Below are 12,995 nucleotides of genomic sequence, written 5' to 3'. Positions count from 1 at the left end.
ACTGTTCGTATATTCTATCTCTTCCCGGTCCGCTGACCGAACACCCCGTAAGCTTCCTCCCATAAGGGGGCATCCTGCGGCTCGTAGGTCTTGACCGGGAAGGATTCCCTAATGACTGCTCGCGCTTCCCATATATCGGACAGCTCGCCCTGCGCAATGAACTGTACGGCCATATTGCCGATGGCGCTGCCTTCCGCAGGCCCCGCCCATACCGGCTTCCCAATGGCGTTCGCCGTCCACTGGCATAATGTTTCATTATGAATGCCACCGCCTACCATATGCAAGCCCTGAAATTTCCGTCCGGACAATTCCTCGGTCAACTCCAGCACATATCGGTATTGCATGGCCAAGCTTTCCATAATGCAGCGTACAAGCGCGCCCTCGTTCTGCGGAACGCCCTGGTTCGTGCGGGCAGCATATTCCCTTACCCGTTTCGGCATGTCTCCCGCAGGGAGGAACATGGAATCGTCCGGATCGATGAAGCAAGCAAATGCCGGTGCCGCTTCCGCCATATGAACCAATTCGGGATACGAATACGTCATCCCTTCCCGCCCCCAGGTCCGCTGACATTCCTGCAGGATCCACAGCCCCATGATGTTCTTGAGCAGCCGGTACGTGCCGTATGCGCCTCCTTCATTCGTGAAGTTCAGCTCACGGGCCCTTTCATGAATGACCGGCTGGTCGACCTCGGTCCCCATCAACGACCAGGTGCCGCAGCTCAAATAGGCGAACGACCGCTCCAATGCAGGAACCGCAACCACGGCGGAAGCCGTATCATGCTCTGCAACCGCATAAAGCGGGATGGATGGAAGCCCCAGTTCCTCGGTTACGGCAGGCCTTAACCCCCCGATATGGGTACCGGGTTGAACCACAGGATGAAATAACCCATGAGGGATCTTCATTGATTTCAATAGATGATCATCCCAGCTGGCCGAGTGTGGGTTATACAGCTGCGTCGTGGTCGCATTCGTGAATTCGTTCGCCATCTCGCCCGTCAAGAAGTAGCGCAGCAAATCGGGGATCATTAAGAATCGCTCAGCCTCTTGAAGCAGATAGGGTTTCTTCCGTTGGAGCGAAGCAAGCTGGTACATCGTATTGAACGAGAGAAATTGTATTCCCGTCCGATCAAAAATTTCTCCAGGCGTCAGCTCCCGGAAGACCTGTTCCATCACGCCATCCGTGTGCGTGTCCCGATAATGATACGGATTCATGAGCAGCTCCCCGCCCCGATCCAGGAGACCGAAATCCACCGCCCAGGTATCAAGTCCGATGCTCGACGGCAAGCGATGTTTCCCCTTCAGCTTGAGCAAGCCCTGTTTCATCTCATGGTAGATCCGTAAGATATCCCATTGAAAGCGGTCGCCGATTCGAACGGGATCGTTCGGGAACCGGTGAATTTCCTCCACGCCGATGGTGCGGCTGTTCAGCTGGCCCAGCATCGCCCTGCCGCTGCTTGCTCCCAAATCAAATGCAAGAACGCTCAACGCTCCCCAGCCTCCTTGTCAGATCATAATCAACGGTTCGGGCATGAAACCGATGACGATTCCATCTCTTCTCATGCTTGCGAACGCTTCAGCAATACGTCCTGTTCATACTGTTTCACTTCGGACAGCCACTCTTCTCTGACCGGCACTCCCAAACGTTCGCAATAGTAATCCCAGACCGCTCCGAACGGATAGGATTTAAACTCTTCGGTCAACGCCAGGCGGGTCGTGTAATCGCCTTCAAGTTCAGCCTGCTTCAGCCGATCGACCGGTTCAAGCTTGGCGCGCAGCAGCGCCTTAATCGTATTGCGGGTTCCGATAACCCACGCAGCGATGCGGTTAATGCTGGCATCGAAGAAATCCAGTCCGATATGGGTAACATCCAGCAGTTGATTGCGCACCAGCTCGCGTCCGATCTCGGTCAGCTCATCGTCCATGATGACGACATGGTCGCTGTCCCAGCGCATCGGCCGGCTGACGTGAAGGAGTAGTCCATCGGTGAAAAGGGCGAGTGACGACAGTTTGCCGGCAATGCTCTCGGTTGGGTGAAAATGACCCGCATCCAGGCAGATCAGCTTGTTGTTCCGAATGCCATACCCCATGTAGAACTCGTGCGAGCCCACAACGTAGGCTTCGGAGCCGAGCCCGAACAGCTTACTCTCGACGGCATCCAAATTCCATTCCGGATTGATATCCTCGGCAAAAATCTCATCCAGCGAATCCTTCAGCCGCTGTCTCGGTGCCATTCGGTCTACCGGCATATCCTTGTAACCGTCCGGAACCCAAATATTCGTCACGCAGGTCTGACCCAGCTGTTCACCGAAATAAGCTCCGATTCTTCGCGAAGCCTTGCAATGTTCAATCCAAAATTGACGAATCGCCGGGTCGGCATGACTCAGCGTAAACCCGTCCTTCGACTTGTCGTGGGAAAAGCAGGTGGGATTAAAATCGAGTCCGATCCCCTGCTCCTTGGCCCAATCCACCCAGGACTGGAAGTGCCTCGGCTCCAGCTGATCCAAATCAACGGACTCGTCGGTATCCGCATAAATCGCGTGGAGATTCACTTTGTGGGATCCGGGAATGAGCGACAACGCTTTTTCCAGGTCGGCCCTCAGCTGGTCCGGTGTTTCGGCTGCCCCGGGATATTCCCCGGTCACGGAGATGCCGCCGGACAGGTCCTGATCACGGAACAGGAATCCGCGAACATCATCTCCCTGCCAGCAATGGATGGAGATTTTGATGCGCTCAAGTTCCGTCAAGATTTGGTCCACATCGATGCCATGCTGCCCATAGAGCTGTTTAGCTTCCTCAAAGTTCCTTGCAACGTCCTGCCTCATCGCATATCCTCCCATATGAATGAGGACAGCCGGGTTGTATCAACCCAGCGCCCCATCTTAATAAGAATTCTTGATTCCTTGCGTTAGGTTGGTTACTCATTCTTTCGATTATCGAGTAAACGCTGCCGGTACTCCCCCGTCAATCGTCAGCATACAGCCGGTCGTCTTCGATGATTTGGACGAAGCAAAGTAAGCAATGCCTTCGGCAATGTCCTGCGGATAGATGTTCACGAGCAGTGTCGTGCGTTTCCGATAGTGCTCTTCCAGCTGATCCGGTTCGATCCCGTAGGCTGCAGCCCGCTCGTTTCTCCAGTTCGAGTTCCAGATCGCAGAGCCTTGCAATATCGCGTCAGGCAGGATCGTATTCACTCGGATGCCGTATTCCCCGCCCTCGGCAGCGATGCAGCGGGCCAAATGCGCCTCTAGCGCTTTCGCTGAGCTGTATGCGGTCACATTTTTTCCGGCATAAACGGAGTTCTTCGATCCGATAAACACCATGCTCCCGCCAATTCCCTGTACCTTCATCAAGGAGAAGGCTTCTCTGGCCACGAGGAAATAACCTGTGCCCAGCACGTTCATGTTCAGGTTCCATTCCTTTAGAGACGTCTCGTCAAACGGGCTGGACGTTGCAAGGCCCGCATTGTTCACGATAATATCGACACCGCCATAAGTTACGGAGGTTTCACGATAGGCGCGCTGCACGGCCTCTTCGTCGGTTACGTCCATTTTAACAGCAAATGCCCGATTCTCCCCGTACTTTGCATTGATTTCCTCGGCAACCTGCTGCGCGCCTTCAAGATTTAGGTCCGCCAGCACGACATGGGCTCCTTCGGCTACCAGCCTGCGCGCCGCGGCACTGCCGATCCCCCCGGCTCCCCCGGTGATAAAAGCAATCTGCCGCGAAAACTCCGCTTCAGCCGGTGCAAGGCTCAATTTATACAGCTCCAGCGGCCAATACTCCACGTTGTAGGATTCGTTCTCGCTCAGGGATACGAAGTCGCCGAGCGCCGTTGCGCCGCGCATGACCGCGATTGCCCGATGATACAGGGCGCCGCTGACTTGCGACATCGCCCAGCTCTTGCCGGTGTTGATCATTCCGATTCCGGGAATCAGGATGACTCGCGGAGCCGCTTCGAACATGACGTCGCCTTCATGATGGTTGCGTTCAAAATAGGCTTGATACTGCGCTTTGTATGCCGCAATGCCTTCGATGAGCTTTGCTTTAAGGCCTTCGATATCTTCAGCGTTCGGCGTCCAATCGATGAAGAGGGGAACAACCTTGGTATGAACCAGGTGATCCGGACAAGCGGCGCCTACTTGGGACAGCTTCGGCGAATCGATGCCACCGACGAAGTCCAGCACATCGTCTTGATCATCGAAGGACAGGATCATCTTCTTCGCGTCGCTGACGGCGCCGCGTACGGCAGGCATCACTTCCGCAGCGATGCTCCGACGGATTTCCGCGGCAAGCGGCGCATGCTTCCGGCCGCCGAACAGCTTGTCGTTGTTCACTCGGGCTTCAATGAAGGCTTCCGCTTCACTTATGATGCGAATCGTCTGTGCGTAACAAGCTTCCGAGGTATCGCCCCAGGTTACAAGGCCATGCTTCTCCATGAGCACAAGCTCGGCGTTCGGATTAGCCAGCACCCCTTCCGCGATCATCTTCGACAGCGTAAAGCCAGGGCGGACATATGGAACCCACACGAATCGGTCGCCGAAAATTTCCCGGGCTAATTCTTTGCCGTTATGGGCGCAGCACAAGCTGATAATGGCATCCGGATGCGTATGGTCCACATGCCGAAACGGCAAGAACGCGTGCAGCAGCGTTTCAATAGAAGCGCGCGGGTGCTTCGCATCTACCATGCAATGTCCCAGATATGCCACCATCTCCTCATCCGACATCGAATCTCGTTCGAACAGCGGCCGGATATCCTCCATGCGCAAGCCTGTGAAATTGCCCGCTTTCATGGTGGCCAGATCGGATCCGCTGCCTTTTACGTACATCACCTCGACGTCGTTGCCGCGAAAATCCTGAATCGTTGTTTTACTGGATGTGTTGCCGCCGCCCCAGTTGCATACGCGCCGGTCGGCACCAATCAAATTCGAGCGATAGACAAGCTCATCCAATGTATTTTGTGCCTGCTGTGCCTTTGATTGTTCCCATAAGCTCTGAACCATGAAGCTTCCCCTCCGATTGACCATATGAATTTGCTTTCATTTGTTTCCCATATTAACACGCCCGTTTATTTTTGAATAGCGTATTTTCAAAAATAAACGAAGATATTGTATTTGTTTGTTTGGTTTTCAATGCAACTCCCGTACAAACAAAAAACAGCTCTTGTCAGAGCTGCTTTACGAACCGAGCTGCTATATTTGATTTATGAATGGTCCGAGCCGGAGCCCGCGGCCGCCATTTGATCCGCTTTCGCAATTCCTTCCAACAATGCATCACGGAATGCAATTTCATCCTCGTTGACGTAACCCGTGAATACGATTTCCGAGATGTCCTTATGGTTGAAAAAGATGTTGGAATCCGCGGTCAGATTTCCGTGAGGATAGAAGCAGGCAACGTAATCCCAACGCTTTAGCGTCTTGGAATCGTTCTGCATTCGGCCATAGATCATCAGCGTCTGGTCCCAATCCTTGAACTTGACGACAGATCCGATTGGCAGCAGCTTCTGCTCCGTTTGCTCATGCTGTTCCATGTTGATCAACCCTTCATTATTTTTTTACCGATCCAATAGACAATCGACACTACGAGCGGTACTCCAATGAGAAAGGATAGGCAGATGACGGCTTTTTCCGCTGCCGCGTAACTCGTGTCCAGCAGATTGGGAATCACCGTGCCCAGAACGCCGACGATAGCAATAATCACCATTATGTTTTTGAACCGTTTTTGTCTGTCGCTCATCGGCTGTGCGCCCCCTTCTATTTTACCGTAATCGCTCCGCCGACTCCGACGAGGCTTGCTCCCGGTCCCAACGGGATGTGGAACTTCAATCCGCTCTTGCCCACCTCCGCGGATGCGCCGAGTACGCCCAGTGAAGCGGAACCTCCGATGTGCAGCTCTTTATCCGTCCAAGGAAGCGGAATATTCACGCCGCCCTCATATTTGTTTAATGTAGCCTCAGCTCCGACGCTAAGCGTACCGTCCTTGACCGCCGCCTCGACTTCGGCCTTCACCAGGCTAACCGATCCTTCGACATGATCATTCGCATAACCTGCTTCAACAACAGCCCCGCTGGCATGCGCTCCTTCGGATAAGCTTGCTCCCGCGCTGCCTGTTATTGCTTTGGCATAAAGTCCATTCTCTTCGTGCTTGATTACGCTGCCTTCCACTTCTACTCCTTTGAGCGCTGCGTCCAGCGGGTTGCTTGAGGATTTAGCGGCCACGCCGGAAGTCTTGGATGCAGCGCCTGCCGCCGCAGCGATTCCCGCTCCGGTTGCCGCCCCAGCCATAATGCCCGCGCCTGCTACGGCTCCTCCAGCTGCAGCACCGTTCACCATTTCATCCGTGGAACGGAATTTGACGGATATTTGCTTCAGCTCGGCGGATATCGTTTGCAAGCAGTCCACAAACTTGAGCATCGTCGTCCTGGCCTGCTGATAATCCCCGTAAAACCGCTCGCGGGTCATCCCTTCCCACTGACCTTCCATTTCGTGAATGCTTCGCTGGAGCCGCTGCACCAAATCGCCGCTAAGTTGCCCTGATTGGGCAAATTGCGCGGATACCTGCTCCAGCTGCTCGGGTGTAACTAATATTCGATTGGACATAAATACGGACGCCCCTTCTGTCTCGCCGCCCTGCTTCTTCAGGCAGTCTACCAACAAATTTCAATTCCATAAACTATTAAACCGATCTACCAAGCAATAACCACATTTTTCAATTTTAGTAGGTATACAGGAAAGGAACAATCAAGCGAAGGATTCATTTTCATCAGGTCCCGATCTAGTAAAAAAGCACTGGCCTCCTCATTCCCCATGCGGATGAACAGCCATCTCATCCCCGGCTTAGGCCCAGCCATGAAATCATCCCGGGGTACGGTGCCCATTACATCCCCAGCCCGTTAAAGCAGCTCCCGTTCTCTTGTACATTAGAAACAATTCATCTTTCCGAAAGAGGGTATTCATTATGAACCAACTTGCACGTGAAGCGGCCAGCGGGGCATACCGGCTGTATAAACAGGAGACATGGCTCATGCTGACGGGTCTGCTCGGCTTTTTGCTGGCCGGAATTTGCGGGGTATGGGTGCTGCTCCATGGCGGACCTGTCTCACCGGACGGAGATGTCTCCAAAGCCTTTTCCTTCAACGCGGCCCTGGGAATATTCATCCTATCAACCGCAAGCATTCTACCGGTTTCCGGCATGCGGCCACGAAGCCAATCGATCTACCGCTGCTGTTACATCCCCCTCGTGTTGTTCTCCTACTTCGCCGAGACCGTACAACATTTCCGCGGCGTCGATCCGAGGTTCGTTCAGAACGGTTCATCCTTCGATCATGTCATCTCCACGATTTTTCCTGCCGTTGCGCTTCTGCTCATCGTGTTCTACCTGATCCTGGGGACTCAATATTTCCGCAAGCGTGTAATAGAGGCCCATCCGGAGCTTGGTCTCGGCATCCGTTATGCCATGATCGCGGTGCTGGTATCTTTTGCCGCAGGCATCTGGATTTCCATCAACGCGGGTCGTTTCACCGGGATCGGCGGCAATATCATTTGGCTGCACGGACTCGGGTTTCATGCACTGCAGGCCATTCCTTTGGTGGCCTGGCTGTCCATGAGAAAATCCGTCAATGCTGCCGTTAAACCGATCATCATCCATATCAGCGGTCTCGCCTATTTATTCGGACTGATCTCCATCGGATGGCAGACGCTTCTCGGTTACTCCGTGGCGGAATGGTCCTTGCTGCCGATTCTGGCGGGCAGCTGTTTTCTCGTTGCCTTTACGCCTGTGATATGGCTGATCAGTCAATCCGATGCATCCGCCGAACCTTTCAACCGTACCCGATCCACGCGAAATTTGTAAAATGGGCATAGAAAAAGAGACAGTATGGGGCACCTTCCCCAACTGTCTCATCGAAAACTGCTGGCCTTGATCCATATCCTGATGTGGGTTTAGATAAATAAAAACGGAATGAGGAACAACAAGGCAATGGCTTCCCAAGCGAGCACATTGCCTGCGAAACCGTAGCCTCCATATGGTCCAAAACCGCCGTAGCCGTACGGTCCAAATGCGGACGTTTGTGCACCGCCTTTGGTCGACTTCGAAGATTTTCTGCCCTTTTTCCCTTTGGCGGACAATATATATGCGGATGGGTTCGCAAATTCGAGTTCAAGACCGCGATCATGTACACCGCGAATCGTCCCCACGACTTCCCTCCCATCATGCATGACAGCGCAAACGGTTTTGCCGACGTAACCTTTGCATCCTTCTGCCGAAATTGGTATTGGCTGCAATCCTTCTCCCCCTCCCAAGCGTTTGTGTATTATATTCCTCCTGGGGAGAAGGCGGCAGAGATAGAAGTCCATGCAACCAAAATTCCGCCATTAACCTTACTTAATCGCTAGCCTTGCGGTAAGCTCTAGCCATGATTTCTTCGTTGATCGCGCCTTGAAACCGTTCTGATACGATGCCGCCAGGCGATATGACGTAGGTGGTCGGATAAGCCACCACCTCGTACCGCCCGGTGTTCTCACCATGCTGGTCGTACAGGACGGGAAAGGTGATGCCGTTCTTCTCAACAAAAGACTGTACCTCGCTCATGCTTTTTTCCAGATGGGTCATATTGACGGCCAGTATGATAACATCCTCATCCTGATGTTTCTCGTAAAAATCCTGCATATAAGGCATTTCGACCTTGCAAGGGGGACACCAGGAGGCCCAAAAATTAAGGAGAACGGTTTGCCCGCGATAATCGGACAGCTTGATCTCCCGGCCTTCTGAATCGGTCAGCGTGAAATCCGGCGCGCGAAGCCCAGGCTTCAAACCTTCCGCTGCGATTTCCTGGCTTCCCTCTTGATGCGGCGGTGCGGCTGCTTCCCGCTCGCTGGCCGTGTTCGAAGTGAAGTCATAAATGACCCACGCGAAGAGAGCTGCCATCACGACCAGGACCGCCCTGTTTTTTCCTAAACCCAGCGTAAGGAATTGGGACAGCGGTGCCTGGAAGCGAAGCCAGCTGACCGTCAGCAAGACGCCGAACAGCAGAGCATAGAATAACGAAGACGTCACACTCGCACCATCCGCCCACAGCCACTGAAAGAGATACCCTGCCGTTCCGCTTGCAAAGGCCGATAACAGCGCCGATTTCAGCAGCAGGCCAAACTCCCCCCTCTTCCTGTTCCAGCGAAGTGCAGCGTAGACGATAGCGAGAACAACCCCCAGCCATATGCCCCTGACTCCCCCCGTCATGTAGATCAGCGAGGTCGGATGCTGGAGGGTGCGGATCGGATCGAACACCAGCATCCCGAATTTCCATGAGAGAAAACCTATGATGATGACGGATAAATAGGTGTCCAGGATCCATTCCCGCTGCGGCATCTGGCGCAAACGAATGCGAAGCGCGGCGAACCCGGCCGCGGCGCAGATCAGAAATATCACAATATCGGCTCGGATCATCAACGGACCTATCGGAATAATACTCAAATGCGAACCTCCTATAATGCGGCAAAATCAAAAATCGAGTTACCCGCCGGGGTATATCTCCATCATAGTGGATTCTCTCATTAATGTAAAACCAAGCGAAGACCTTCAGGAAGATGAGCGGATTTGGTCAAGGGAACTCCAAAGCAGTGCCAATTCGGCATGTCTTTTTCCCCCGATGACAATCTCTTTTTGCTTCAGCTCTTGAGCGCCCATATGTCTATAAAATTGCTCGGCTTTATTGCCTACCAGCACCCAAACCGACAACGAACGATATCCTCTCGTTTGCAGAAATTCCTTCAACCTGGCAAATAGCCGTTTTCCCCATCCCTGCCCTTGAATTTCTTCCAAGAGATAGATCGCGTAGAGTTCTCCTTCATGGGAGATCTTCTGCTCTCGCTCCGTCCCGTACGACATAAACCCGTAAACCTTGCCATGTTCGTCTGAAATAACCAGTAGCTGTTCGTCTTCGGGCATATTGGCAAGCTTCCTGCGCCAGCCTTCTACGCGGTCCGCAACGGAAAGCTTTTGCAAAAAATCATCATCGACGATCCCCCTGTACGTCGTTTTCCAGCTGTTTACATGTACGCTAGCAATGCCTTCGGCATCTTGCTCGTTTGCAATTCGAATCTGCATGGTCTTCCACTTCCTCCTGTTCCTCTCTTGATCTCTTGGTATTCGCGGAGAGGCTCGAAGATCCTTTTTTTATCATTGATTGCTTCATCCCTGATGACGCTAAGCCCACAACTAGCATAAATAAAATGTATCGGATACCACATGGCGCTCGGATGCCCATGAAAGGAGGGCCTGTACATGAATAAAGCAATGATACGGCTTGAAGATATCGGCCCTGGCGGATGGTACGGGACGGAAGAACAACAAGCGAAGCTGCTTGTCATCGCAAGATTCCTGCACCAGCTGCGAATCCCCTTTCATCTGGCCGTTATTCCCCGATACGTTGATCCGGCGCAACATACGGACCGTTCGATAGCCGACCTGCAGGATGAAGCTTCCCTTCGGTTTGTGCGGCTGCTCCGCACGATGGCAGCGCTCGGCGCCTCGCTTGGCATTCACGGCTATACGCATCAGTACGGGAGATCGGCAAGCGGCGACGGATTCGAATTTGCATATTCGGAATGCGCCGCCGATTGTCCGCCGGATGATCCCCCCGAGGCTGTGGCTTCGCTCCTGCAGCTGCAGCAATCCTATGCCTATCGGCGGGTTCAGCTGGGGCATCAAGCGTTCCAAACGGCGGGCTTTGCCGCGGCCTGGTTCGAGACGCCGCATTATGCCGCATCGCCGGTTCAGCGGCAGATCATCGAGATCTGCAACGGGGTCCTGTACGAATCTCCGCCGGACGAACCGAATGCGAAGACAGCCGTGCTCCGGCACAACCCGGACGATCCGTTGACGAACGGAACGATCTATGTTCCCACGCCGCTTTATTATGTTTCAGGCCATAACATCGAAGCCGAAGTTGCTCGGATGGAACAGACTTTAAAGGATTTCACGGGTGAACGCGAACTGGCCTCGTTCTTTTACCACCCTTATCTTGAATTTCCATATATCCGATTCCTTGATGACGGCACCGTGCATTATGACCAACACTCGCCGCTCAGAAGGATCCTTCGGTTCTTCGATAGGGAGCGCAAATCGTTCGTATCCTTAACCTCCGTCCTCCCCTTCATACCGGATTTCAGGGAAACCCGGCTGTCGGATAGGTTGAGCATGAAGCGTCCCAAGTTTCTGCATGCCAAAAGAAACAAGCTCCCGAACCGATGGATCATTCGGGACGAGGCCAGCAACACATGGTACGCCTTGGATCTTGGGATCCGGTCCCCCCTTAGAATCCATAATGGCATACATTCGATACGTCCGCTATTGGCCGACTGGCCGCCAACCCCTAGCGGCACCGCAATGACAGGCGATTTCGACGGCGACGGCTTTATCGACGCGGCAGTATGGCATGCAGAGCTTGGGATATGCCATGTTGCCTTGGGCGCCGGCAGCAGCCGTTTGGCACCTGACGGGATTTGGCTGTCCGAGCCCGGAGTCCTGAATTGGAAATCCTTAACGGGAGATTTTAACGGGGACGGCAGAGATGATTTATTTCTATGGGATGACGTCACCGGTAAAGCCGCCATCGCTTACAGTTCCGGGGGGAGCTTTTCTCCTCCCCTTATTCAGCATGAGGTTTCCTTACAGAGAAATGATATGATACCGTGCATCGGAGATGTAAATGGCGATGGCCTGGATGATCTGGTGGTGTGGAACTCCGCCTCCGGAGCATGTCAGGTCTGGCTAAGCAGCGGTACACGGCTTCGGAATGCCGGCGTTTGGTATTCCGCCGAGGATCCCTTGGGTTCGCCCCTGTCCGTGGTGTTAGGGGATGTCGATGGAGACGGGCTGGAAGATTTGGTTCTCGTTCAACCTGCTTCAGGGAAGTGGTTCATCCTGTACAGCTCGGGAACGGCCTTCGGGCGGCAGGAAGAATGTTTTGGGCCATGGGCTGCCGGTGAACAGACGACGCCTTTCCTTGCTGATCTATCGGGCAACAGCCGCGTCAGTCTGCTGGCATGGTCACCGAATCGGCACGGCGGAACCCTGGACGCCGCCATCAATGCGAGGGACCGGACAATGGGATAAGGACATGTTATACTTCTATTCAAACCTATGCGGTGTGTTCCGTTAAGTTATTATTTCAATCCTTATTCCTATGTTTGGAGGAAAAAATCATGACACCCCCCAATGCGGCCGGTTCATCGGCACCGATCAAAATCGTGAAACCCAAGCTCCCCAAGCAGCTTGAGCCTGTGATCCTGTCCGACGCCGGTGTTGACGACGAATCCTCGTTCGTTCAATCCGCTTGTCAGGACGAGACGCTTGTCTATGTTACGGCCAACAAGGTTCAGTTCGACCAAATGATCTTCGATAACGTGACGTTCCAGCACGTCACGCTCCATCATGCCGAACTGACGGACCTCGTGTTCAACCACTGCGACTTGTCCAATGTTGATCTCAGCGAGGCCATCATGTATCGGGTACAATTTAATCATTGCAAAATATTGGGGCTCGACCTGACGGCCGCCACCATCCGTAATGTCGTATTCGACCATTGTACGGGCGACTATGCCACGTTCCGGTTTGCCAACATGAAGCAGGTATCCTTCCAATCGACTTCGCTCGTCAAATCGGATTTTTATCATTCCGAGTTAAGCAAGGTAGAGTTTATGGACTGCCAGATCGATCAATCGCAGTTCTCCGGCACGAAGCTTGCGGGAATCGATCTAAGCCGAACGGACTTCCACCATATCGGCGCGACGCTGGAAGATCTTCAAGGATGCATTATATCGCCGCATCAAGCCATTCCGCTAACGAAAATATTCGGTCTTGTCGTAAAAGAATAACCTCTTGTCGCTCCATTCCAGTTCGGAATAGACAGGTTAGCCAGTGCGATATAGAGTTCCCGACACAGTGTAAAGCGGCTTACCCCGGGTCCAGTTGACCTTTGGGGTAAGCCGCTTTTAACATGTG

12 protein-coding genes are annotated in these 12,995 nt (G+C 53.4%); 3 read left to right on the top strand and 9 right to left on the bottom strand.

Translation table 11 applies throughout. The features are described from left to right. Positions 1-14: 14 nt before the first annotated feature. The 6 genes from JNUCC32_RS06140 to JNUCC32_RS06115 form a co-directional block, all read right to left on the bottom strand. Complete coding sequence (locus tag JNUCC32_RS06140; RefSeq protein WP_192571383.1) at positions 15-1,484, bottom strand: rhamnulokinase; 1,470 nt, start codon at positions 1,482-1,484, stop codon at positions 15-17. A gap of 71 nt (positions 1,485-1,555) precedes the next feature. Further along, on the bottom strand, positions 1,556-2,821 hold the full coding sequence (gene rhaA / locus JNUCC32_RS06135; RefSeq protein ID WP_192571382.1) for an L-rhamnose isomerase: 1,266 nt from the start codon (positions 2,819-2,821) through the stop codon (positions 1,556-1,558). 108 nt (positions 2,822-2,929) lie between these two features. Then, positions 2,930-4,999, bottom strand: coding sequence for a bifunctional rhamnulose-1-phosphate aldolase/short-chain dehydrogenase (locus JNUCC32_RS06130; protein ID WP_015736144.1), 2,070 nt, complete (start codon positions 4,997-4,999; stop codon positions 2,930-2,932). A gap of 200 nt (positions 5,000-5,199) precedes the next feature. Further along, positions 5,200-5,526: a DUF4176 domain-containing protein gene (locus JNUCC32_RS06125; protein ID WP_192571381.1), complete on the bottom strand. Its 327-nt coding sequence runs from the start codon at positions 5,524-5,526 to the stop codon at positions 5,200-5,202. Between the two features lie 5 nt (positions 5,527-5,531). Continuing rightward, positions 5,532-5,732 carry a hypothetical protein gene (locus JNUCC32_RS06120; RefSeq protein ID WP_096774369.1) on the bottom strand — a complete coding sequence of 67 codons (201 nt, stop codon included), beginning with the start codon at positions 5,730-5,732 and terminating at the stop codon, positions 5,532-5,534. Positions 5,733-5,749: 17 nt separating this feature from the next. Next, positions 5,750-6,595, bottom strand: a complete 846-nt coding sequence (locus JNUCC32_RS06115) for a WXG100 family type VII secretion target (protein WP_192571380.1) — start codon at positions 6,593-6,595, stop codon at positions 5,750-5,752. 358 nt (positions 6,596-6,953) lie between these two features. On the opposite strand from JNUCC32_RS06115, the gene JNUCC32_RS06110 reads away from it, so the two are divergent. After that, positions 6,954-7,847, top strand: coding sequence for a hypothetical protein (locus JNUCC32_RS06110; RefSeq protein ID WP_192571379.1), 894 nt, complete (start codon positions 6,954-6,956; stop codon positions 7,845-7,847). A gap of 89 nt (positions 7,848-7,936) precedes the next feature. On the opposite strand, the gene JNUCC32_RS06105 is transcribed toward JNUCC32_RS06110, so the two are convergent. The 3 genes from JNUCC32_RS06105 to JNUCC32_RS06095 form a co-directional block, all read right to left on the bottom strand. Beyond that, entirely contained in the window at positions 7,937-8,278 is a 342-nt protein-coding gene (locus JNUCC32_RS06105) for a hypothetical protein (protein ID WP_009593131.1), read from the bottom strand. A 100-nt stretch (positions 8,279-8,378) separates the two neighbouring features. Next, positions 8,379-9,464: a redoxin domain-containing protein gene (locus JNUCC32_RS06100; RefSeq protein WP_192571378.1), complete on the bottom strand. Its 1,086-nt coding sequence runs from the start codon at positions 9,462-9,464 to the stop codon at positions 8,379-8,381. 105 nt (positions 9,465-9,569) lie between these two features. Then, positions 9,570-10,097 (bottom strand): GNAT family N-acetyltransferase, encoded by a 528-nt coding sequence (locus JNUCC32_RS06095; RefSeq protein WP_096774373.1) that lies wholly within the window; start codon positions 10,095-10,097, stop codon positions 9,570-9,572. A 177-nt stretch (positions 10,098-10,274) separates the two neighbouring features. On the opposite strand from JNUCC32_RS06095, the gene JNUCC32_RS06090 reads away from it, so the two are divergent. Both JNUCC32_RS06090 and JNUCC32_RS06085 read left to right on the top strand, forming a co-directional pair. Continuing rightward, the gene (locus JNUCC32_RS06090) at positions 10,275-12,107 is read left to right on the top strand and encodes a DUF2334 domain-containing protein (RefSeq protein ID WP_192571377.1); all 1,833 of its coding nucleotides are present in this window, start codon (positions 10,275-10,277) and stop codon (positions 12,105-12,107) included. A gap of 89 nt (positions 12,108-12,196) precedes the next feature. Next, positions 12,197-12,868, top strand: coding sequence for a pentapeptide repeat-containing protein (locus JNUCC32_RS06085; protein ID WP_192571376.1), 672 nt, complete (start codon positions 12,197-12,199; stop codon positions 12,866-12,868). Positions 12,869-12,995 lie beyond the last annotated feature (127 nt).

Origin of the sequence: Paenibacillus sp. JNUCC32 (assembly GCF_014863545.1) — a bacterium.
Taxonomy (GTDB): Bacteria; Bacillota; Bacilli; order Paenibacillales; family Paenibacillaceae; genus Paenibacillus_AQ; species Paenibacillus_AQ lautus_A.
Note: the sequence above shows the minus strand (reverse complement) of the source record. Positions and strands in the feature narration are given on the sequence as shown.